Here is a 21,026-nt window from a genome sequence, read left to right on the forward strand (position 1 = left end):
CGCCGCGCTGCTGGCCGCCGAGGACCCGATGGCGGGCGCAGGGCCGGCGATCGGGCTGCGCGGCGCGCGCGAGATCGCCGAGCGCATCGCCGCGCTGCGCGCCGATGCCGAGGAAGGGCCGCTCTGCGGGAGCCAGGTCGAGCTGATCGACACGCTGCTCGCGGTGCGCGAGACCTGCCCCTTCGCGCTGGAGCACCTGCGCGATCTCTCGGTCGACCTGCCGGGGCTGGCGCAGGCGATCGAGCGGTTCGAGCGGCGCTGCGACGCGCTGGAGGCGCGCGGGGTCGACACCGCCTCGCTGGGCTTCGAGGCGAGCTACGGGCGCACCTCGATGGAATACTACGACGGCTTCGTCTTCGGCTTCCTCGCCGAGGGGCGGCCCGACCTGCCGCCGGTGGCGACCGGCGGGCGCTACGACGCGCTGACGCGGCGGCTGGGCGACGGCAAGGCGATCCCGGCGGTGGGCGGCGTGATCCGCCCGGGGCTGCTGCTGCAGCTGGGAGGTGAGGCATGAGCCTGAAGCTGGGCGTGCCGTCCAAGGGGCGGCTGATGGACAAGACCTTCGACTGGTTCGGCGCGCGCGGCGTGACGCTGTCGCGCAGCGGGTCGGAACGCGAATACGCGGGCCATGTCGAGGGGCTCGGGGGGCTCGACCTCGTGCTGCTCTCGGCGGGGGAGATCCCGCGCGAGCTGGCGGCGGGGCGGATTCACCTGGGCGTCACCGGCACCGACCTGATCCGCGAGAAGCTGGTGCAGTGGGACCAGAAGGTCGCTCAGCTGGCCGAGCTGGGCTTCGGGCAGGCGGACCTGATCGTCGCGGTGCCGAGCTTCTGGGTGGACGTCGACACGCTGGACGATCTCGACGCGGCGGCGGCGGCGTTTCGCGCGCGGCACGGGTTCCGGATGCGGATCGCCACCAAGTATCACCGGCTGGTGCGGGACTACCTGCGCCGGGGCGGCGTGGCGGACTACCAGCTGGTGGATTCGCAGGGCGCGACCGAGGGCACGGTCAAGAACCTGACGGCCGAGGCCATCGCCGACATCACCTCGTCGGGCGAGACGCTGCGCGCGAACCACCTGAAGATCCTCGAGGAGGAGCCGGTGCTGCGCAGCCAGGCGACCCTGTTCCGCAGCCGCATGGCGCCGATGGACGAGGACGACCGGGCGACGCTGCGCGATCTCTGCGGGATGCTGGGCATCGGCTGAGGCGCGCGACCTTTCAGGGAAACGTCAGGACAGAGGGGCGCGCCCCCGGCGGTGCCGGGGGCGGGGCGCGTCACTCGCGCGTGGCGCCGGGCGTCCAGAGCACGTCGGCGCGGCCATCGTCGTTGGCGATGCGGGCGCCCACGAAGAACCAGTCGCTGAGGCGATTGAGGTATTTCTACCGCGTCCTCGTTCACGTCCTCGACCGAGGCCAGCTCGACCGCGCGGCGCTCGGCCCGGCGGGCGACCGTGCGGCACTGGTGCAGGTAGGCCGAGGCGGCCGAGCCGCCCGGCAGGATGAAGCTTCGCAGCGGCTCCAGCCGGGCGTTCATCGCGTCGATCTCGCGCTCGAGGCGCGACACCTGCGAGGCCACCATGCGCAGCACGGGGTAGCCTGCCTCGGCGTCCTTCGCCATGTCGGGGCGGCCGAGGTCGGCACCGAGATCGAAGAGATCGTTCTGGATGCGCGCGAGCGCCGCGTCGAGGTCGCCCTCGGCGTGCTGACGGGCGAGGCCCACCACGGCGTTGAGTTCGTCGGCGGTGCCGTAGGCCTCGACGCGGGCATCGAACTTGGGCACGCGGCGGCCGTCGACCAGGGCGGTCTCGCCGGCGTCGCCGGTGCGGGTGTAGATCTTGTTGAGCACGACCATTTTCAGTTTCCTCCGCCACGGACCAGAACGAAGATCACGATCAGCACCACCGCGACGAACTGCGCGATGATCCTCCAACGCATGGCCCTGTTGGCATATTTCTTGTTGAATGCGCCGCCCTTGGCAAAGGAGCCGATGCCGAAGAGCAGGATGGCCACGACCACCAGCATGACGGTGGCAATGACAAGGAAGAGTGGATCGTCTCTCATGTGGCCTCCCGGGTGTTGGCCCAGACATAGCGTGTCGGGCGCGGAATGCGAAGCGGGCTCAGCGGGCGCGACCGATCACCGCATCGAGCGCGGCGGTCGGCAGCAGGCGGCGCATCCAGCCCGAGAGATGCGTCGGCACCGTCACGTGGTAGCGCGGTTTCGGGCGCGGACTTTCCAGCGCATGGACCAGCCGTTTGACGACCGCCTCGGGCGGCAGTTCGAAGCGGTCCTTGCGCGGGGCCGCATAGAGGCGCTTCAGCAGCGAGGCCTCGTACTGGGGCGCACGCGGCGAGGCGCGCCAGTCGACCCAGCGCTCGAAATGCGGGATCGAGTTGCTGCGGATCTTCGTGCCGATGGGGCCGGGCTGGATCGTGGCGATCTTGATGTCGGTGTCGGCCATCTCGATCCGGAGCACGTCGGTCAGGCCCTCGAGCGCGTATTTCGAGGTGACATAGGCGCCGCGCCAGGGCATCGGCACGAAACCCAGCACCGAGGAGCACTGCACGATGCGGCCGTGCCCCTGCGCGCGCATCACCGGGATGACGCGGCGGGTGAGTTCGTGCCAGCCGAAGACGTTGGCCTCGAAGATCGCGCGCAGCGCGTCGGTGGGCAGGTCCTCTATCGCGCCGGGAATGGCGTGGGCGCCGTTGTTGTAGAGCGCGTCGAGCGTGCCGCCGGTGGCCGCGAGGACCTCGTCCAGCGCGCGGGCGATGCTGTCGCTGTCGGTGTAGTCGAGCTGCGGGGCCTCGAAGCCCTCGGCGCGCAGGGCCTCGGCGTCGGCCTCCTGCCGGCAGCTGGCGAAGACCCGCCAGCCGCGCGCGCGCAGCCCGTGGGCGGCGGCGCGGCCGATGCCCGAGGAACACCCGGTGATGAGAATGGATCTGCCGTGGTCCGCCATGAGTGCCCGCCCCGTTTCACGCGATCTTGGCCTAGATCATCGCTGGGCGGGCCGCAACGTGGCTCAGTCGGCGTCGGTCACGAAGCGGTCGGACATCCAGCCGACGCGGCCCGTGTCCTCGGAGCGCAGCTTGACCCAGCCCTCGCCGGGATCGGCCAGCACCTCGACCCGGTCGTTGCGGACGAACTGCGTGACCACGGAAAAGCGCGTGCCGGGGCCGGTGCGCACGTTGACGCGGCTGCCCGAGACCCGGCGCAGCTCGGGCGCGAGCGCCGCGGCCTTTTCGGGGTCGACGGCGGGCGCGCTGTCGGCCGCGGCCGTGCGCGCCGCGTCGGGCGCGGGGGCCGTGGTGCGGCGCGCGGCGGCGAGCTGCGCCTGCTGCGCCTCTTCGGCGGAGCGCGTGTCGGCCTGTGCGGCCATCGCGGGCTGCGGGTCACTGACGGCCGGCTGGAAGTCCGCGCCGCCCGACATCTCGTACCAGGCCAGCCCGAGGAAACCGAAAGTCACTGGGATCAACTTGTTCATGGCCGAATACCTCCGGTCTGGAAAAGAAATGCGTCATGAAATGCCGCGCCGCAGAGCCGCGGTGCGCGCCCCATGATACCCGATTCGCGGGACGCGCGGTCGCGGAATTCGGAAAAATCCCGGCGCGAGGCGCTTGCTCGCTTTACCGTGCCGGTCTGCGGCGGTATCCCAATATCCATGAATGACATCGTCGATGACCCCAATATGAACCCTCGCAATCTGGCAGAACCGCTGCGCCGAGCCATCGGCGACAGGTATCTGACCTATGCGCTTTCGACGATCATGAACCGGGCCCTTCCGGACGCCCGTGACGGGCTCAAGCCCGTGCACCGCCGTATCTTATATGCAATGCGCCGGCTTCGGCTTAGTTCCGCCGGTGGCTTCCTGAAATCGGCAAAAATCAGCGGGGACACCATGGGGGACTTCCACCCGCATGGTGACGCGGCGATCTACGACGCCATGGCGCGGCTCGCGCAAGACTTCACGATCCGCTACCCGCTGGTCGACGGCCAGGGCAACTTCGGCAACATCGACGGCGACAACCCGGCGGCCTCGCGCTACACCGAGGCGCGGATGACCGTCATGTCCGAGGNGCCCCGGCCGTCGCGCCGAGCGCCGGCTTGAACGAGACGGGCGCGTCGGAGACCGAGGCGAGCGTGATGCCCAGCTCGGCGCCCTTGTCGACCGCGGAGAAGCCGGTGAGGCTGCCGGCCGAGGTGTCGGCGCGGCTGACCTCGGGCGCGGGGGCCGTGGTGCGGCGCGCGGCGGCGAGCTGCGCCTGCTGCGCCTCTTCGGCGGAGCGCGTGTCGGCCTGTGCGGCCATCGCGGGCTGCGGGTCACTGACGGCCGGCTGGAAGTCCGCGCCGCCCGACATCTCGTACCAGGCCAGCCCGAGGAAACCGAAAGTCACTGGGATCAACTTGTTCATGGCCGAATACCTCCGGTCTGGAAAAGAAATGCGTCATGAAATGCCGCGCCGCAGAGCCGCGGTGCGCGCCCCATGATACCCGATTCGCGGGACGCGCGGTCGCGGAATTCGGAAAAATCCCGGCGCGAGGCGCTTGCTCGCTTTACCGTGCCGGTCTGCGGCGGTATCCCAATATCCATGAATGACATCGTCGATGACCCCAATATGAACCCTCGCAATCTGGCAGAACCGCTGCGCCGAGCCATCGGCGACAGGTATCTGACCTATGCGCTTTCGACGATCATGAACCGGGCCCTTCCGGACGCCCGTGACGGGCTCAAGCCCGTGCACCGCCGTATCTTATATGCAATGCGCCGGCTTCGGCTTAGTTCCGCCGGTGGCTTCCTGAAATCGGCAAAAATCAGCGGGGACACCATGGGGGACTTCCACCCGCATGGTGACGCGGCGATCTACGACGCCATGGCGCGGCTCGCGCAAGACTTCACGATCCGCTACCCGCTGGTCGACGGCCAGGGCAACTTCGGCAACATCGACGGCGACAACCCGGCGGCCTCGCGCTACACCGAGGCGCGGATGACCGTCATGTCCGAGGCGCTGCTCGAGGGGCTGGACGAGGACGCGGTCGATTTCCGCGCCAACTACGACGGCCGGCTCGAAGAGCCCGCCGTGCTGCCCGCCTCCTACCCCAACCTTCTGGCCAACGGCGCGAGCGGGATCGCGGTGGGCATGGCGACCAACATCCCGCCGCACAACATCGGCGAGCTGATCGACGCCTGCCTGCACCTGATCAAGTACCCCAACGCCGGCGACGAGAAGCTGCTGGACTTCGTGCCCGGCCCCGACTTCCCGACCGGCGGCGTCATCGTCGAGCCGCGCGACCGCATCGCCGAGGCCTATCGCACCGGGCGCGGCAGCATCCGGCTGCGCGCGAAGTGGGAGGTCGAGGACCTGGGCCGCGGCCAGTGGCAGGCGGTGGTGACCGAGATCCCCTACCAGGTGCAGAAGTCCAAGCTGGTCGAGCGCATCGCCGAGCTGATCCAGACCAAGAAGGTCCCGGTCCTCGCCGACATCCGCGACGAGAGCGCCGAGGACATCCGCATGGTGCTCGAGCCGAAGTCCAAGAACGTGGACCCCGAGCTGCTGCTGGGCATGCTGTTCAAGAACAGCGACCTCGAGGTGCGCTTCTCGCTCAACATGAACGTGCTGATCGACGGCGTGACGCCGCGGGTCTGCTCGCTGAAGGAGGTGCTGCGCGCCTTCCTCGACTTCCGCCGCGACGTGCTGTGCCGCCGCTCGCGCCACCGGATGGAGAAGATCGACCATCGGCTTGAGGTGCTCGAGGGCCTGATCGTGGCCTTCCTGAATCTCGACCGGGTGATCGACATCATCCGCTACGACGAGGCCCCCAAGGCCGCGCTGATGCGCGAGGACTGGGGACGCGACCACGTGCGCGCCACCAACGAGGCCGATTACGTGGCCCCTGCCCCGCTGGCCGAGGACGGCGCCGTCAGCCTGACCGAAGTGCAGGCCGAGGCGATCCTGAACATGCGCCTGCGCTCGCTGCGGCGGCTCGAGGAGATCGAGCTGGTCAACGAGCGCGACCGGCTCATGGAAGAGCGCGCGGGGCTCGAGGACTTGCTCGACAGCGAGGACCTGCAGTGGAAGCGCATCTCCGAGCAGCTGCGCGAGACCAAGAAGGCCTTCGCCAAGGATCTCGAGCGCGGCGGCCGGCTGACCTCCTTCGCCGAGGCGGGCGAGGTCGAGGAGGTGCCGCTCGAGGCGATGATCGAGCGCGAGCCGATCACCGTGGTCTGCAGCCAGATGGGCTGGATCCGCGCCATGACGGGCCACATCGACCTGAACCGCGAGCTGAAGTTCAAGGACGGCGACGGCCCGCGCTTCATCTTCCACGCCGAGACGACGGACCGGCTGCTGGTCTTCGGCTCGAACGGACGGTTCTACACGATCTCGGCCGCGAACCTGCCCGGCGGGCGCGGCATGGGCGAGCCGCTGCGCCTGATGGTGGACCTGCCCAACGAGGCGGAGATCGTGGATCTCTTCATCCACAAGCCGGGGCGCAAGCTGCTGGTGGCCTCCTCGGCCGGTGACGGTTTCGTCGTGCCCGAGGAAGAGGTCGTCGCCCAGACGCGCAGCGGCAAGCAGGTGCTGAACGTGCGCGGCGAGGTCAAGGCGCGGGTCTGCAAGCCGGTGACGGGCGATGCCGTGGCGGTCGTGGGCGAGAACCGCAAGGTGCTGGTCTTCCCGCTCGACGAGCTGCCCGAGATGACGCGCGGCAAGGGCGTGCGGCTGCAGAAGTACAAGGATGGCGGCATGTCCGACGTCACGACCTTCACGCTGGCCGAGGGCCTGTCGTGGCGCGACCCGGCGGGCCGCACCCGCACCGAGACGACCCTCGACGACTGGTACGGCAAGCGCGCCGGCACCGGCCGCATGGCCCCGCGCGGCTTCCCGCGCGACAACCGCTTCACCTGAGGGGCGCCCGCGCGGCGCCCCCGGGGACCGATTTCGCCCGACAGGGCAAAGGCATTTCGAGAGGGTCCGCCATGGCCGAGGGACAGTATGCCCACGCCCGCTACGCCGGGGACAACGGCCAGCTGTTCTGGCTGGCCTTCCGCACGGGGTTGCTGACCCTGGTAACGCTGGGGATCTACCGCTTCTGGGCCAAGACCCGCATCCGCCGCTACATCTGGTCGGCGGTCGAACTGGACGGCTCGCGATTCGAATACACCGGGACGGGGCTGGAGAAATTCCTGGGCTTCCTGATGGCGGTGATCATTCTCGCCGTCTACCTCGGGGTGATCCAGATCGTGTTGTTCTACTTCGGCATCTCGCTCTTCGGCGGCGCCGACGCCGCCACCTCGGTCGTGGCGGTCAACGCCTCGGTGCTGGCGGTGCTGCCCTTCGTCTTCTTCGCGGTCTACCGCGCAAGGCGCTACCGCATGGCAAGGACGCGCTGGCGCGGCATCCGCTTCGGCATGGACAGGAACGCCTGGGGCTATGCGCTGCGGGCCATGGGCTACTGGGCCCTGACGCTGCTGACGCTGGGATTGATGCTGCCGCTGCAGACCTTCCGGCTGGAGCAGTACATGACCGACCGCACCTGGTTCGGGGACGCCCGCTTCCGGCAGGAGGGGCACTGGACGGCGCTCTACGGCCGGATGCGACACGTCTTCATCGGGATCGGGCTGATCGTGCTGGGCAGCATCGGCGCCGCCGCCGGCGCGGCGGGCGACTGGGGCTGGGGGGCTGCGGGCATCGCGGCGATCCCCGTGGGCGCGGTCTGGCTGGCGATCGGCGTCATCTCCTACCGCGTGCAGAGCTTCGCCTACCTCGCCCGGACCAAGGTGCTGGACGAGCAGGTGGGCTTTCACGCCCGGCCCGAGACCTCGACCGTGATCCTGACGTGGATCGTCGGCAGCCTGATCGTCGGCGCGGCGGTGGGCATCTTCCTTGCGCTGGTGGGCGGCGGGGCGGCGATCATCTTCGGCGGGCTCGCCTCGACGGGCGGGCTCGACGGGATCGACCCGAGCGGGCCAGCCGTGCTGCTGCCGCTGCTCGGCGGTGCCATGACCTATATCCTCGTCTTCGTCGCGGCCGAGGCGGGCGGGCTCGCGCTGATCACGCAGCCGATCCTCAAGCACTACGTCGACACTCTGACGGTGATCGACCCCGACGCACTGGGAGAGATCCGGCAGCGTGCCGCGGACAAGGGCGCCGACGCCGAGGGCTTTGCCGATGCGCTGGATATCGGCGGGGCGATCTGAGGCATGGAGGGGCGCGCGAGCTTTCACGATGGCGGGACGGCCGCGCGCCACGAGGTCCGGCTGCGGCTGAGCGAGGACAACCAGGCGCTGGTGATCGAGGGCGACAGCCTGCCCGCGCCGCTGCGCTGGCCGCTCGCGGACCTGCGTGCCCTCGGCGATCACGCCGACGCGGCGCGGCTGGTGGTGACGCGGCACGCGGACCACGTGCCCGACGCCCTGCCCCGCGACCCGGCGCGGCTGGTGATCGAGGACCCGCGCCTGATCGAATGGCTGCACCGCACCCGCCCGCGCCTGCACCGGCGCGACCTGCGCGCCGGCACCGGGCGGCGCGTGGCCCTGCGGCTGGGCGGCGCGCTGGCGGCGGTGCTGCTGATGCTCTTCGTCATCCTGCCCTCGATGGCCGGCACACTCGCCCGCCTGCTGCCGGTCGAGCGCGAGGTGGCCTTCGGCCGGACCGTCACCGCGCAGATGGAGCGGATGCTGGGCGCCGAGAGCCCTGGGTCGCTCGACTGCGAGGCGCCCGGCGGCACGGCGGCGCTCGAGGCGATGGTCGCGCGGCTGACCGAGGGGCGCGCGCTGGACTACGATCTGCGGGTGCGGGTGCTGGACAGCGGCATGGTGAATGCCTTCGCCGCGCCGGGCGGGCAGATCGTGGTCATGCGCGGGCTGCTGGACAAGGCGGAGGGCCCCGACATGGTGGCCGCCGTGCTGGCGCACGAGATCGGCCACGTCGTGCACCGCGATCCCACGCGCAACGCCCTGCGCGCGGCGGGCTCGGTCGGGCTGCTGGGGCTGCTCTTCGGAGATTTCACCGGGGGCGCGGCGATGGTCCTTCTGGCCGACCGGCTGATCAACGCGAGCTACGGGCAGGAGGCCGAGACGCAGGCCGACATCTACGCCCACGCCATGCTGCGCGACGCGGGGCTGCCGCCCGCGGCGCTGGCCGAGATGTTCGAGCGGTTCCGCGACCTTGGCGGCGAGGTCGACGGCGCGCTGGCGCATTTCATGTCGCATCCCCGCCTGAGCGAGCGCATCGACGGGGCCCGCGCCGCCCCGCCGCCGGAGGGCGCCGTCACCCCGGCGCTCGACCCCGGGCAGTGGCGGGCGCTGCAGGGCATCTGCGGCGCCCCTGACTGACCCCTTGATGGGCGCCGGGAGGCGCGAACGCGGCGTTCGGTGGCGCCAACGTGACGTTTTTCCCCTGTTTCCCCTGCGTGCACTTCGCTATCAACACGCCGAAGGGTCACATGGGAGCCGCGCCCGACGCGGCGAAATCCGGGAGAATACCGCTCATGAAGGTACTCGTACCTGTCAAACGGGTGATCGACTACAACGTTAAGGTCCGCGTGAAGGCGGACGGATCGGGTGTCGATCTGGCCAACGTGAAGATGTCGATGAACCCCTTCGACGAGATTGCCGTGGAAGAGGCGATCCGCCTGAAGGAGGCCGGGAAGGCCGACGAGGTGATCGTGGTGTCGATCGGCGTGAAGCAGGCGCAGGAGACGCTGCGCACCGGGCTCGCCATGGGCGCGGACCGGGCGATCCTGGTGACCGCCGCGGACGACGTGCACACCGACATCGAGCCGCTGGCCGTGGCGCAGATCCTCGCCAGGATCGTCGCCGAGGAAGAGCCGGGCCTGGTGCTGATGGGCAAGCAGGCCATCGACAACGACATGAACGCCACCGGCCAGATGCTGGCGGGCCTGCTGGGCTGGGCCCAGGCGACCTATGCCAACACGCTCGAGGTGTCGGACGGCGCCGCGGTCGTGGCGCGCGAGGTCGACGGCGGGTTGCAGACCGTGAAGGTCACGCTGCCGGCCATCGTCACCACCGACCTGCGCCTCAACGAGCCGCGCTATGCCTCGCTGCCCAACATCATGAAGGCCAAGAAGAAGCCGCTCGACGAGAAGACCGCCGAGGACTACGGCGTCGACGTCTCGCCCCGGCTGGAGGTCGTGAAGACCGCCGAGCCCGAGGCGCGCGCGGCGGGCATCATGGTGGGCTCGGTCGACGAGCTGGTGGCGAAACTCAAGGAAAAGGGGGTCGTGTGATGGCTGTTCTCCTTCTTGCGGAAATCAACGACGGGCACCTGTCGATGGACGCCACCGCCAAGGCGGTGAGCGCGGCCGGCGCCCTGGGCGATGTCACCGTGCTGGCCGTGGGCGCCACCGCCAAGGATGCCGCCGCCGAGGCCGCGACCATCGAGGGCGTGGCCAAGGTGCTGGTCGCCGAGGACGCGCTCTACGGTCACCGGCTGGCGGAGCCGGCAGCGGCGCTGATCGTGTCGCTGGCGGGCGATTACTCGCACATCGTGGCGCCGGCCACGACCGACGCCAAGAACATCCTGCCGCGGGTCGCCGCGCTGCTGGACGCGATGGTGCTGACCGATGTCACCTCCGTGGTGGATGCGGATACCTTCGAGCGCCCGGTCTATGCCGGCAACGCGGTGCAGACCGTACGGTCGAAGGATGAAAGGAAGGTTATCACCTTCCGCACCTCGACCTTCGACGCGGCCGGCACCGGCGGCTCGGCCGCCGTCGAGGAGATCGGCGCGGGCGAGAACCCGGGCCTGTCGGAATGGGTCGAGGACAAGATGGCCGAGAGCGACCGCCCCGAGCTGACCAGCGCGGGCATCGTGGTCTCGGGCGGCCGCGGCGTGGGCTCGGAAGAGGACTTCCGGATCATCGAGGCGCTGGCGGACAAGCTGGGCGCGGCGGTCGGTGCCTCGCGCGCGGCGGTCGACAGCGGCTTCGCGCCGAACGACTGGCAGGTCGGCCAGACCGGCAAGGTCGTGGCGCCGGACCTGTATATCGCCTGCGGCATCTCGGGCGCGATCCAGCACCTCGCGGGGATGAAGGACAGCAAGATCATCGTCGCGATCAACAAGGACGAGGAGGCGCCGATCTTCCAGGTCGCCGACTACGGCCTCGTCGCGGACCTCTTCCAGGCCGTCCCCGAGCTCACCGAAAAGCTCTGAGCGCGGCACGCCGACAAGACACGAAGGGCCCGCCATCTCGGCGGGCCCTTTTTCATGCGCGGTCCGGGGCGGACATCAGATGTTCTCGAGTTCCGGCTCATCCTTGATCTGCACGTAGTCGATCTCTTCCGCGGCAAGGCCCTTGAGGATCGAGGGGATCATCATGAAGATCAGCAGGAAGATCGGCAGCCCGATCACGGTGATGACCTGCTGCAGGGCGTTCAGCCCCTCGTCCCCGGCGAGCCAGATCAGCATCCCCGCGATGGTGCCCTCGGTCACGCCCCAATAGACGCGCTGGGGCCAGGGACCGGGCGTTTCCTCGCCGGTGCAGAGCATGTCCACCACCAGCGACGCGGAGTCGGAGGAGGTCGCGAAGAATATCGCCACGATCACCACGGCGAGGCCCTGGATGATGGTGGTGAAGGGGAAGTTCTCGAAGAAGGCGAACATCGCCAGCGGCACCGAGTTCGCCACGGCCTCGGACAGGGCACCAGCCTCGTCGCCCATGGCGGCGCGGGCGGTCTCGCCGATGCCGTCGATCTGCATGGCCTGCCAGCCGAAGATGGCGAACCAGACGAGCGTGAAGGCCGAGGGCGCGAGCAGCACGCCCAGCACGAACTCGCGGATCGTCCGACCGCGCGAGATGCGCGCCACGAACAGCCCGATGAAGGGCGACCAGGTCACCGTCCAGGCCCAGTAGAAGACGGTCCAGCTGCCCTGCCAGCCCCAGCCGTCGCCGCTTTGGTGCGCGTAGGCCAGCATGTCGTTCCAGAAGGCGAGCTGCGGCAGGTTGCCGAGGTAGAGACCCAGCGTCTGCACGATGCCGCGCAGCAGGAACAGGGTCGAGCCGGTGACCAGCACGAAGACCATCAGCGCCACGGCCATGCCGATGTTGATGTTCGACAGCAGCTTCACGCCGCTGTCGAGCCCGGCAACGATCGAGCCGACCGCGACCGCCGTCAGCACGGCGATAATGGCAATGCGCATCCAGGTCGAGCTTTCATACCCGGTGAGCTCGGACAGGCCGGCCGCGATCTGCGACGAGCCCAGCCCGAGCGAGACCGCGACGCCGAAAAGCGTGCCGAGGATCGCAGCGACGTCGATGACCTTGCCCGCCTTGCCGTAGATACCGTCCTTGAGCAGCGGGTAGAACACCGAGGAGACGCGCACCGGCAGGTCGTAGCGATGGATGAAGTAGGCGAAGGCCAGGCCCGGCAGCGTGAAGATCGTCCAGGTGTGCAGCCCGAGGTGATAGAGCGCGAAGGACATCGCGTCCCGCGCGGCCTCGATCGAGTGCGGCTCGACCGTCTCGCGCGGGGGCTCGGAGAAGTGGCTCATGGGTTCGGCCACGCCCCAGAACATCAGGACGGTGCCGATGCCGCCCGCGAAAAGCATGGTGAACCAGGACACGTTGTCGAAGTCGGGCGTGGAATCGGACTTGCCCAGCTTGATGTGGCCGTGACGGCTGCAGGCGATCCAGATCAGGAAGCCGAGCCATATGTTGACGCCGGCGATGAAGAACCAGCCGAGGTTGGTGACCACCCAGGCGCGGCCTGCCTCGAAGAAGGTCCCGATGGCCGCCGGGGCGATCAGGAGCGCCCCGAGGAACACGACCATGCACGCCGTGGCGCTGAAGAAGATCGTTGAATCCGTGCGCAGGCCGAGCCGACGTGCCAGTCCATCCATTGGCGTCCCCAATTCGGGCAAAAGAAATCTCGGCTCAACGCGGCGACAATCGCGTTGTTCCCAATAAATTGAATTCCGGACAGGAACTCTACCATGACGGGTATGGCATATGGCGCGATCGCGACTGTCGGGTGCACTGTCGCACGTCTCATGTGCGACCAGCCCGGATTGCCGCGGCGCGGCAGAAGCATAGGTTCTGCGTCAGGATACCACGTCACCCTTGAAGGAAAGGATGCACCGATGGCGCAGAAACTGAAAGTGATCACCGCAAGCACGCGTCCGGGCCGCATCGGCCCGATCGTCAGCAACTGGGTTGCCGAGCAGGCGAAGGAGCATGGCGGCTTCGACGTCGAGATCGTCGACCTGGCGAGCTTCGACCTGCCCCTGCTGGACGAGCCGAACCACCCGGCGATGCAGGACTACACCCAGGAGCACACGAAGAAGTGGAGCGCGGCTATCGCCGACGGCGACGCCTTCATCTTCGTGACGCCCGAGTACGACTACTTCCCGCCGGCCTCGATCGTGAACGCCATCCAGGCGCTGGTGGTGGAATGGGCCCGCAAGCCCGCCGGCGTCGTCGGCTACGGCGGCATCTCGGGCGGCATGCGCGCCGCGCAGGAGCTGCGCTCGCTGCTGGCGAACATGAACGTCATGCCCCTCAAGCAGGTCGTGCCGATCCCGATGGTCTTCGGCGACATCACCGAGGAGCAGACGCTCACGCCGAACGACGAGGTGCACAAGGGCACCGCCGGGCTGCTGGACGAGCTGCAGGTCTGGGCCGAGGCGCTGACGCCCGCGCGTCAGGAGCTGCTGCGCAAGGCGGCCTGATCGCCGCAAGGGCAGGACATGCGAAGGGGCTGTCGGAGCGATCCGGCAGCCCCTTTCACGTGCGGCGGGATGCGCTCAGCTCGAGACCTGCTCGCGCAGGATCGAGGCGGTGAGCGATATCATCAGGTAGATGCCCGAGAAGATCAGGAAGGCGAGGATCGTGTTCTCGAACTTGCGGGGATAGCTCGGGTCCTCGGAGGCGACGGGCTGCACCGAGGTGGTGAGGTAGCGCGCCTGACTGTCGGCGTCGCGCCGGGCCTGCTCCAGCCGCTCGAGCGCGGTCTGCAGCATCAGGTCGCGGGTCGCGAGGTCGGCCTCGGCGAGCTGGATCTGCACGGCGGTCTCGGCCAGCGAGTTCTCGCCCGTGGTGGCGGTGGTCATCTGGGCGTTGAGGTCGTCGAGCAGGGCCTCGAGACGGCGCACGTCGCCCTCGGCCCCCGCGACGCGGCTGCCGTTCGGGCGGGCGTTGTCCATCAGCGCGGCCAGTTGCAGGCGCTTTTCCTGCAGCTGGATCTCGACGTTGTTGATCTGCCCGCGCAGCGCGGCGATGCGGCCCTCGGGGTCGACGATGGCGCCCTCCTGCTGCAGCCGCACCAGCCGCTCCTGCGCGTCCATGCGGGCCTGCTCGGCCTCGTCGAGGCCGGCCTCGGCATCGGTCACGGCATTCGAGCGCTTGCGCATCGACAGGTTGTCGACCCGCTCCTCGGCGTAGCCGATGAGGGCCCGGCTGAACCGCGCGGCCGTCTCGGGGTCGGCGGCCATGATCTCCATCTTCACGACGCCCTCGGTCGGGTCGTAGCCGATCTCGATGTTGCGCTTGTAAAGGCTGTAGGCCTCCTCGTTCGAGGGGTTCTCCTCGAGCCGCTGGATCGGGTCGATGGAAGCCTGCGTGTAATGCGCCTTGAAGCCCTCGTCCCGGTCGAGCCGCAGCATCGCGTCCTTGGACAGCAGGTAGCTTTGCACCGCGATGGCATCCTGGTTGGTGGCGAACTGCGTGCCCGAGAACATGCTGCCCATCCCCGAGGCCGAACTTTCGGCCTTGAGGATCAGGAACTCGGACTTGGTCGAGTACATCGGCGTGGCGACGACGTAGAAATAGTAGCCCGCGATCAGCGTCGGCAGCAGGATGAAGAAGGCGAGCCGGGTCAGCAGCAGCGCCATCTTGCGGCGGCGGCGGCCGGCCATCTCGCGCTGGATCTGCATGATCTCGGCGGCGCGGCGCTCCGCCGGGCTGGCGGTCTGGGTCGAGGGCAACTGCGCGCGCTGACGGTCGGGCACGGTCTGCGGCAGGTGGATGTTGTCGCGCGGCACGGGCGGCTGCGCGGCGCTGCCGCCGCCTGCCCCGGTGCCACCGCCCTGGCCGCCCTGGCCACCGCCCGGCGGCACCACGAGTTCGAGCACATTGGTGCGCTGGAAGGGATCGATGCCGCGCGCGCGCAGCAGCCGGACGGCGTCGAAGTCCGAGGTCGGCGCGAGGCCGTTCTTCTGCGCGACGCGCCGGGCCATGCGCAGCTGGCGGCCGGTCAGCCCCTCCCTGGCGATCGCCTCAAGCTCAGGCTCGGCGGGACCGCCCGCGGCCGCCTGGGCGCTGTCGGGCGCGGCTTTCGCCGCCTGGTCGAGCGACGGCGCCTTGTCTTCGGTAGAGGCGTCGGCGGGCGCGCTGCGGCGGACACGGAATTTCCTAGCCTTGGGTTTCGTAGTCATAGAGCTGTTTCGCTTCTTCCAAGGTTTCGAACATGTGCAGCTTGCCATCCATCAGGACGGCCGCCTTGCGCGCGAATTTCTCCAGCACCGCGGGCTGGTGCGAGACGATGACCATGGTCGTCGTGCGCAGGCGTTCGGCAAGGATGTCGCCGGCCTTGCGGTTGAACTCGACATCGGTGGAGTTCGGCATCCCCTCGTCCACGAGGTAGATGTCGAAATCCAGCGCCAGCATCAGCGAGAAGGTGAACCGCGAGCGCATGCCGCTGGAGTAGGTCCCGAGCGGCTGGTCGAAGTATTCCCCCAGCCCGCAGAGCCAGCGGCAGAAGCTTTCGACGTAGTCCGGGTCGAGCCCGTACATCCGCGCGATGAAGCGGGCGTTCTCGCGCGCCGAGATCTTGCTGACCACCCCGCCCATGAAGCCCAGCGGAAAGGAGATGCGGCAGCCGCGGCGAATCTCGCCCTCGTCGGGCTTCTCGAGCCCGGCCATCATGCGGATCAGGGTGGTCTTGCCGGTGCCGTTGGGCGCCAGCACGCCCAGCGACTCGCCCAGGTCGACGCGAAACGAGACACGGTCGAGGATCACCTTCCGGCGCTGGCCCGTCCAGAAGGACTTGCTCACCATGTCGAATTCCAGCATCGCGGTCGCCTCGGAACTGCGCAGACCCAACCTCTACAAAGGCCGCGTTAAGCATGCCTTAGAGAAAGACAGTGGTTACAATATGTCCGAATTGCGGCGTCCGCCACATTCCTGCTTGGCCGTTCCGCGTGGGCCCCGGACGCAAAACGGCCCGCCGGCGTGATGCGCGGCGGGCCCGTGCCCGGATGTCGTAGGGATGGCGCCCGGCGTCAGGCGATGGCGCCCCATGCAAGGCCGGCGATCACCGCGCCCACCACCGCGTAGCCGATGTAGGCGGCGAAAACGCGCGGCTTGACCAGCGCCCAGACCGCGATGGCGGCGGGGATACAGCTCACGCCGCCGGCGATGACGAAGCTCATGGCGGCGCCCGGTGCCATGCCCTGCGTCAGCAGCGCGTCCACCAGCGGCACGGCGGCATAGCCGTTGAGGTAGGCCGGTGCACCGGCGAAGGCCCCCAGCAGGATCGGCCAGAGCCCGTCACCGCCCAGCACCCCGGCAATCGCGTCTGCGGGAATGTAGCGCAGCATGACGGCCTCGATCAGGTAGGCCAGCAGCAGCCACTTCAGCAGGAACACCATGTTGGTGAGCGCCGTCTCGCGGAAGGTCTCGCGCCGGTCGGCCTCGGTCCAGAAACGCCAGACCGGCTTGCCCTGGAAGGGTTTCTTCACCCCGCAGCAGCCGCCCACCTGCGGCTTCTCGCGCAGCGGATCGGCGAAGACCGGCGAGGTCTTGAGCAGCTTGGTCCCGAAGCCGCCGAGGATGCCGATGCTCACGGCGGCCAGCGTCTTGCCCGCGGCAAAGCCCCAGCCCAGCGTGCCCGCGGTCACCAGAAACATCGCCGGGTCCATCAGCGGCGAGGCCAGCCAGAAGGCCATGACCGCGCTCAGCGGCGCCCCCACCGCCAGCAGGGCGGCGATGAAGGGGATCACCTCGCAGGAGCAGAAGGGCGAGAGCCCGCCCAGCAGCCCCGCGAAGAGGATCATCCGGCTCTCGCGCCCCTCGAAGGCGCGGGCCAGCAGGGTCTCGGCCCCGGCCGCCTTGACGTAGGCCACCGCCGCCACGGCAAAGAGCACGAAGGGCGCGGTGTGCAGCAGCGCCCCGCCGGCGAAGCTGGCGGTGGGCCAGACCTGCGCCGGGTCGAAGATGCCGACAATCACCAGCAGAAGGGCGCTCGCGATCCAGGCCTTGTCGATCCGCGGCCAGCGCGGGGAGGGGCTTGTCGTGTCAGTCATGGTCGTGCTCCGGGGCCGGACAATCGGCACAGCAATGGGTGAGGAGGAACTCCGACAGGCTGCGCACCTCGGAGTAGTCGGCCGCGGCACAGATCGTGCTGCGCCCCTTGCGCGCCTGTGTGATCAGCCCCGCCTGCGTAAGGATGCGCAGGTGATGCGTGAGCGTCGAGCCGCCCACGCCGGCGCGCTGGCCCAGCTCTCCGATGCTCAGCCCCTCGGGGCCGGAGCGCACCAGCGTCTTGAGCACGTTGAGGCGCTGCTCCGAGCCCAGCGCGGCGAACTTCGAGGCCGCGATCTCGAGCGGCATCTCGGGGAGGAGGTCGGGGGGCGAATCATTTTTCATATTTCTAGCATTATCGAAATTTCACGCCGCGGCAAGCCTGACTTCGATGATCGTCGAAATATCACGCGCGAAATGCCCCGGGCCACTGGTCAGGCGGCCGCCGCGCGCCTACCTGCCAAGCGATGACCGACACGCTCTCAGACCTGGCCGACCGGCTCTCGGGCTGCCGCCTCTGCGCCGACCGCTTCGCGGCGACGGCCACGCGGCACAGCCCGCGCCCCGTGGTCTGGTTCCGGCCCGGCGCGCGGCTGCTCATCGCCTCGCAGGCGCCGGGCATCCGCGCCCACGAGGCCGAACGCCCCTTCACCGACGCCTCGGGCCGGCGCCTGCGCGACTGGCTGGGCCTCTCGGAAGAGGCCTTCTACGACCGCGACCGCGTGGCCATCGTGCCGATGGGCTTCTGCTTTCCGGGCTACGACGCCAAGGGCGGCGACCTGCCGCCCCCCGCCGTTTGCCGCAACACCTGGCACGACGCGATCTTCGAGGCGCTGGGGCAGGTCCGCCTGCGGCTCTACATCGGGGGCTACTCGCAGAAGTACCACCTGGGCGTGAAGACCGGCGTGACCGAGACGGTGCGCAACTGGCGCGACCATCTGCCCGGCGCGATCCCCTTGCCGCATCCGTCCTGGCGCAATACCGCGTGGATCAAGCGAAACCCCTGGTTCGAGGACGAGCTGCTGCCCGTCCTGCGGGCCCGCGTCGCCGAGGTGATGACATGACCAAGACCCCGCTCGACACCGCGCATGCCGCCATGGAGGCCGCGCCGCAGGAGGATGCCGCGCGCCTGCGCTTCTACGAACGGCTGGCCGACAGCGAGCTCTTCCTGCTGCTCACCCGCGAGGCCGAGGGCGACCAGGTCGAGCCCGAGCTCTTCGACCTCGGCGACGCGCGCTTCGTGCTGGTCTTCGACCGCGAGGAGCGGCTGGCACAGTTCGTCGGCCAGGCCGCGCCCTACGCGGCGCTCTCGGGCCGCGCGGTGACCAACATGCTGGCCGGCCAGGGCATCGGTCTCGGGGTCAACCTCGAGGTCGCGCCCTCCTCGACGCTGCTGCCCGCGGAGGCGGTGGACTGGCTCGCCGGAACGCTCGGCCACGGCCCCGCCGAGGCCGAGGCGCAGGTCTCCGAGGTCTCGGCCCCCGCCGGCCTGCCCGAGGCGCTGCTGACGGCGCTCGACACCAAGCTCGCGACGGCGGCGGGTTTCGCGCGCTGCGCCTGGCTGGCCGGCGCGGCCTATGCCGACGGCACGCGCGGGCACCTGCTGGCCTTCGCCGGCGCGGTGCCGGGCGCCGAGGATGCGCTGGCGCGCGCGGTGAACGAGGCGCTGGTCTTTTCCGGGATCGAGGCCGGGGCGCTGGACGTGCTCTTCCTGCGCGACAGCGACGAGCTCGCCGCGCGGCTGGCGCGCGTGGGCCTGCGCTTCGACCTGCCGGAGCCGGCCACGCCCGAAGAGGCCGAACGCCCCGCGCCGGGCTCGGACCCCGACCGCCCGCCGATCCTGCGCTAGATCACGCCAGCCCCAGCTCCTGCCGCAGGGTCGGCAGCGTGTCGCCGGGGGCGGGCGTGGCCTCCCAGACGGCGCGGGCGATGGCCCGCGACAGGCAGAGGCTCGCGGCATGGCCGATCGCGGAGAGCTGCAGCGCGGGCTCCTCCAGCGGCACGCGGCCGGTGGCTGCGCCGAAGACGAGATCCCCGTCCATCGGCGAATGCGCCGGCACCACGGCGCGCCCGATACCGTCCTGCGCCGCCACCGCGAGGCGGTGGCACTGCGCCTTGTCCATCACGGCGTCGGTCGCCACGACCGCGATGGTCGTGTTGCCCTGCCCCGCCATGGCCGCGACCTTGCGGCTCGCGGGCTGCGGCTGAAGCCCCCGCGCCGGATCCGATCCCAGCCCGCCGAACTCCTCGTCCACCTCGAAGGGCGCCGCCCAGAAGTGCCGCCCCGAGGGCGTGGTGACGCTGCCCATGGGGTTGGTCGCCACCAGCGCACCCACGGTCACGCCGCCCTCGAGCACGAGGCTCGCCGAGCCGAGCCCGCCCTTGTGCATCGCCGTCTGCGCCCCGGCCCCCGCGCCCTGGCTGCCAAGCACGACATCCTCCGAGGCCGCTTCCAGCGCCGCGCGTCCCAGCGCGGGATAGGGATTGACGCCCCAGTCCTTGTCACCCCCGTTGAGCAGGTCGAAGAGGATCGCCGCCGGCACCAGCGGCACCCGCGCAGAGAGCACGGGAAAACCGCGGCCCCTCTCGTGCAGCGCCTCCATCACGCCCTGCGCGGCGGCCAGCCCGAAGGCGCTGCCGCCCGAAAGCACCAGCGCATCGACGCCGGGCGCGGTCTTGTCCGGCGCCAGCAGGTCGGTCTCGCGCGTGCCGGGCGCGCCGCCCATGACCGAGACCGAGGCGGTGAAGGGCGCATCCCCCGTCACCACGCTCACGCCCGAGCGCAGCGCGCCCTCCGAGGCGCTGCCGACCCGCAAGCCGGCGACATCGGTGATCAGATTGCGGGGTCCGGGTCGCATGCCACCTCCGGCGTCAGGACGGCTGCAGGGTCACGCGAGGCCGCGCTGCGCGCAACCCCGCCCTTCATCTTTCCCAAAATACGCTCTTCGCCGCCCGCAGGGCGGCCGGGGGCAGCGCCCCCGCCAAGATTTTTCGCCGAAAAATCTTCGCCCTCCTCAGATGCAGCGTCCGCCGTCGACCTCCATGCAAACGCCGGTCACGAGGCTGGCCTCGTCCGAGCAGAGGTAGACCGCCGCCATGGCAAGATCGTCCGGCGTCGAGAACCGGCCCAGCGGGATGGTCGAGATGATCGCCTCGCGCCGTTCCGGCGTGTCGTCGCCCAGGAAGCGGCCGATCAGCCCGGTCTGCCCCATCACCGGGTTCAGCGCGTTCACGCGGATGCCCTCGGACGCCAGCTCGATCGCCATGGCCTTGGTCGCGGTGATCATCCAGCCCTTCGAGGCGTTGTACCAGTTCAGACGCGGCCGCGGCGAGACGCCGGCCGTCGAGGCCATGTTCAGGATGTTGCCCTGCCCGCGTTCCTTGAAATGCGGCACCAGCGCCCGCGCGGTCAGGTAGACCGACTTGCAGTTCACCGCGAAGACGCGGTCGAACTCGGCCTCGTCGACCTCCTCCATCGGCGTCGGCACGTGGGTGATGCCGGCGTTGTTCACCAGGATGTCCACGTGGCCCAGCGCCTCGATCGCCTTCGCGGCCATGGCGGTCACGCTGGCGCCGTCGGCCACGTCCACCTGCTGCGCCACGCCGCCGTGCTCGGCCGCGACCGCCTCGGCCGCCTCGGCGTTGATGTCGGCCACCAGCACCTTCGCGCCCTGTTCGGTGAACCGCTGCACGATGCCCGCGCCGAAGCCCGAGCCGCCACCGGTGACGATGGCGGTCTTGCCCTCAAGTCTCATGTCTGTCTCCT

The 21,026-nt window shown here is 69.7% G+C and carries 20 protein-coding genes and 2 pseudogenes; 11 read left to right on the top strand and 11 right to left on the bottom strand.

What is annotated here, in order from left to right; all coding sequences use genetic code 11:
* Positions 1–514, top strand: a 514-nt coding sequence (locus SALMUC_RS23155) for an ATP phosphoribosyltransferase regulatory subunit (protein ID WP_037372764.1), incomplete at its 5' end; no start/stop codon positions are given.
* On the top strand, positions 511–1,206 hold the full coding sequence (hisG, locus tag SALMUC_RS23160; protein WP_020043744.1) for an ATP phosphoribosyltransferase: 696 nt from the start codon (positions 511–513) through the stop codon (positions 1,204–1,206). The genes SALMUC_RS23155 and hisG, both read left to right, overlap by 4 nt.
* Positions 1,207–1,276: 70 nt before the next feature.
* Here the strand turns inward: hisG and SALMUC_RS29295 are convergent.
* From SALMUC_RS29295 to SALMUC_RS28550, 4 genes and pseudogenes are all read right to left on the bottom strand, one after another.
* Positions 1,277–1,853: pseudogene (locus tag SALMUC_RS29295) on the bottom strand (cob(I)yrinic acid a,c-diamide adenosyltransferase).
* A gap of 2 nt (positions 1,854–1,855) precedes the next feature.
* Positions 1,856–2,062, bottom strand: a complete 207-nt coding sequence (locus SALMUC_RS23165; RefSeq protein WP_020043746.1) for a twin transmembrane helix small protein — start codon at positions 2,060–2,062, stop codon at positions 1,856–1,858.
* A gap of 58 nt (positions 2,063–2,120) precedes the next feature.
* Positions 2,121–2,960, bottom strand: a complete 840-nt coding sequence (locus SALMUC_RS23170) for an SDR family NAD(P)-dependent oxidoreductase (RefSeq protein WP_020043747.1) — start codon at positions 2,958–2,960, stop codon at positions 2,121–2,123.
* A gap of 63 nt (positions 2,961–3,023) precedes the next feature.
* Positions 3,024–3,485 (bottom strand): SH3 domain-containing protein, encoded by a 462-nt coding sequence (locus tag SALMUC_RS28550; RefSeq protein ID WP_021120881.1) that lies wholly within the window; start codon positions 3,483–3,485, stop codon positions 3,024–3,026.
* A gap of 177 nt (positions 3,486–3,662) precedes the next feature.
* Between SALMUC_RS28550 and SALMUC_RS23180 the strand changes: the two are divergent.
* The 6 genes and pseudogenes from SALMUC_RS23180 to SALMUC_RS23210 form a co-directional block, all read left to right on the top strand.
* Positions 3,663–4,076: pseudogene (locus SALMUC_RS23180) on the top strand (DNA gyrase subunit A); the annotation flags it as partial.
* Positions 4,077–4,590: 514 nt separating this feature from the next.
* Positions 4,591–6,906, top strand: coding sequence for a DNA topoisomerase IV subunit A (locus SALMUC_RS23190; RefSeq protein ID WP_021120156.1), 2,316 nt, complete (start codon positions 4,591–4,593; stop codon positions 6,904–6,906).
* A 71-nt stretch (positions 6,907–6,977) separates the two neighbouring features.
* A complete protein-coding gene (locus SALMUC_RS23195; protein ID WP_020043722.1) occupies positions 6,978–8,198 on the top strand; it encodes a DUF898 family protein in 1,221 nt (406 codons plus the stop codon).
* Positions 8,199–8,201: 3 nt separating this feature from the next.
* Complete coding sequence (locus tag SALMUC_RS23200) at positions 8,202–9,335, top strand: M48 family metallopeptidase (RefSeq protein ID WP_021120157.1); 1,134 nt, start codon at positions 8,202–8,204, stop codon at positions 9,333–9,335.
* Between the two features lie 155 nt (positions 9,336–9,490).
* Positions 9,491–10,249 (top strand): electron transfer flavoprotein subunit beta/FixA family protein, encoded by a 759-nt coding sequence (locus tag SALMUC_RS23205; RefSeq protein ID WP_037371669.1) that lies wholly within the window; start codon positions 9,491–9,493, stop codon positions 10,247–10,249.
* Positions 10,249–11,175 carry an electron transfer flavoprotein subunit alpha/FixB family protein gene (locus tag SALMUC_RS23210; RefSeq protein ID WP_020043323.1) on the top strand — a complete coding sequence of 309 codons (927 nt, stop codon included), beginning with the start codon at positions 10,249–10,251 and terminating at the stop codon, positions 11,173–11,175. Before SALMUC_RS23205 ends, SALMUC_RS23210 begins: the two co-directional genes overlap by 1 nt.
* A 75-nt stretch (positions 11,176–11,250) precedes the next feature.
* On the opposite strand, the gene SALMUC_RS23215 is transcribed toward SALMUC_RS23210, so the two are convergent.
* Positions 11,251–12,861, bottom strand: a complete 1,611-nt coding sequence (locus SALMUC_RS23215) for a BCCT family transporter (RefSeq protein WP_020043322.1) — start codon at positions 12,859–12,861, stop codon at positions 11,251–11,253.
* Between the two features lie 240 nt (positions 12,862–13,101).
* Here SALMUC_RS23215 and SALMUC_RS23220 point away from each other — a divergent pair, with 240 nt between their 5' ends.
* Positions 13,102–13,689, top strand: coding sequence for an NADPH-dependent FMN reductase (locus tag SALMUC_RS23220; RefSeq protein ID WP_020043321.1), 588 nt, complete (start codon positions 13,102–13,104; stop codon positions 13,687–13,689).
* Positions 13,690–13,764: 75 nt separating this feature from the next.
* Here the strand turns inward: SALMUC_RS23220 and SALMUC_RS23225 are convergent, their stop codons facing one another.
* The 4 genes from SALMUC_RS23225 to SALMUC_RS23240 all read right to left on the bottom strand — a co-directional run bounded on the left by SALMUC_RS23225 (position 13,765) and on the right by SALMUC_RS23240 (position 17,605).
* Positions 13,765–15,393 carry a KpsE/RkpR family capsule polysaccharide export protein gene (locus SALMUC_RS23225; RefSeq protein ID WP_020043320.1) on the bottom strand — a complete coding sequence of 543 codons (1,629 nt, stop codon included), beginning with the start codon at positions 15,391–15,393 and terminating at the stop codon, positions 13,765–13,767.
* Entirely contained in the window at positions 15,371–16,030 is a 660-nt protein-coding gene (locus SALMUC_RS23230; protein ID WP_020043319.1) for an ABC transporter ATP-binding protein, read from the bottom strand. The genes SALMUC_RS23225 and SALMUC_RS23230 overlap by 23 nt, the downstream gene beginning before the upstream one ends.
* A gap of 209 nt (positions 16,031–16,239) precedes the next feature.
* A complete protein-coding gene (locus SALMUC_RS23235; protein WP_020043318.1) occupies positions 16,240–17,262 on the bottom strand; it encodes a permease in 1,023 nt (340 codons plus the stop codon).
* Positions 17,255–17,605 (bottom strand): ArsR/SmtB family transcription factor, encoded by a 351-nt coding sequence (locus SALMUC_RS23240; RefSeq protein WP_020043317.1) that lies wholly within the window; start codon positions 17,603–17,605, stop codon positions 17,255–17,257. Before SALMUC_RS23240 ends, SALMUC_RS23235 begins: the two co-directional genes overlap by 8 nt.
* A gap of 122 nt (positions 17,606–17,727) precedes the next feature.
* Between SALMUC_RS23240 and SALMUC_RS23245 the strand changes: the two genes are divergently transcribed.
* Both SALMUC_RS23245 and SALMUC_RS23250 read left to right on the top strand, forming a co-directional pair.
* Positions 17,728–18,324, top strand: coding sequence for a uracil-DNA glycosylase family protein (locus SALMUC_RS23245; RefSeq protein WP_020043316.1), 597 nt, complete (start codon positions 17,728–17,730; stop codon positions 18,322–18,324).
* Positions 18,321–19,109 carry an SseB family protein gene (locus tag SALMUC_RS23250; RefSeq protein WP_020043315.1) on the top strand — a complete coding sequence of 263 codons (789 nt, stop codon included), beginning with the start codon at positions 18,321–18,323 and terminating at the stop codon, positions 19,107–19,109. Before SALMUC_RS23245 ends, SALMUC_RS23250 begins: the two co-directional genes overlap by 4 nt.
* Before the next feature lies 1 nt (position 19,110).
* On the opposite strand, the gene SALMUC_RS23255 is transcribed toward SALMUC_RS23250, so the two are convergent.
* A complete protein-coding gene (locus SALMUC_RS23255; RefSeq protein WP_020043314.1) occupies positions 19,111–20,118 on the bottom strand; it encodes a P1 family peptidase in 1,008 nt (335 codons plus the stop codon).
* A 156-nt stretch (positions 20,119–20,274) separates the two neighbouring features.
* Complete coding sequence (locus tag SALMUC_RS23260) at positions 20,275–21,015, bottom strand: glucose 1-dehydrogenase (RefSeq protein WP_020043313.1); 741 nt, start codon at positions 21,013–21,015, stop codon at positions 20,275–20,277.
* Positions 21,016–21,026: the final 11 nt, after the last annotated feature.

The organism is Salipiger mucosus DSM 16094 (assembly GCF_000442255.1).
Lineage (GTDB): Bacteria > Pseudomonadota > Alphaproteobacteria > Rhodobacterales > Rhodobacteraceae > Salipiger > Salipiger mucosus.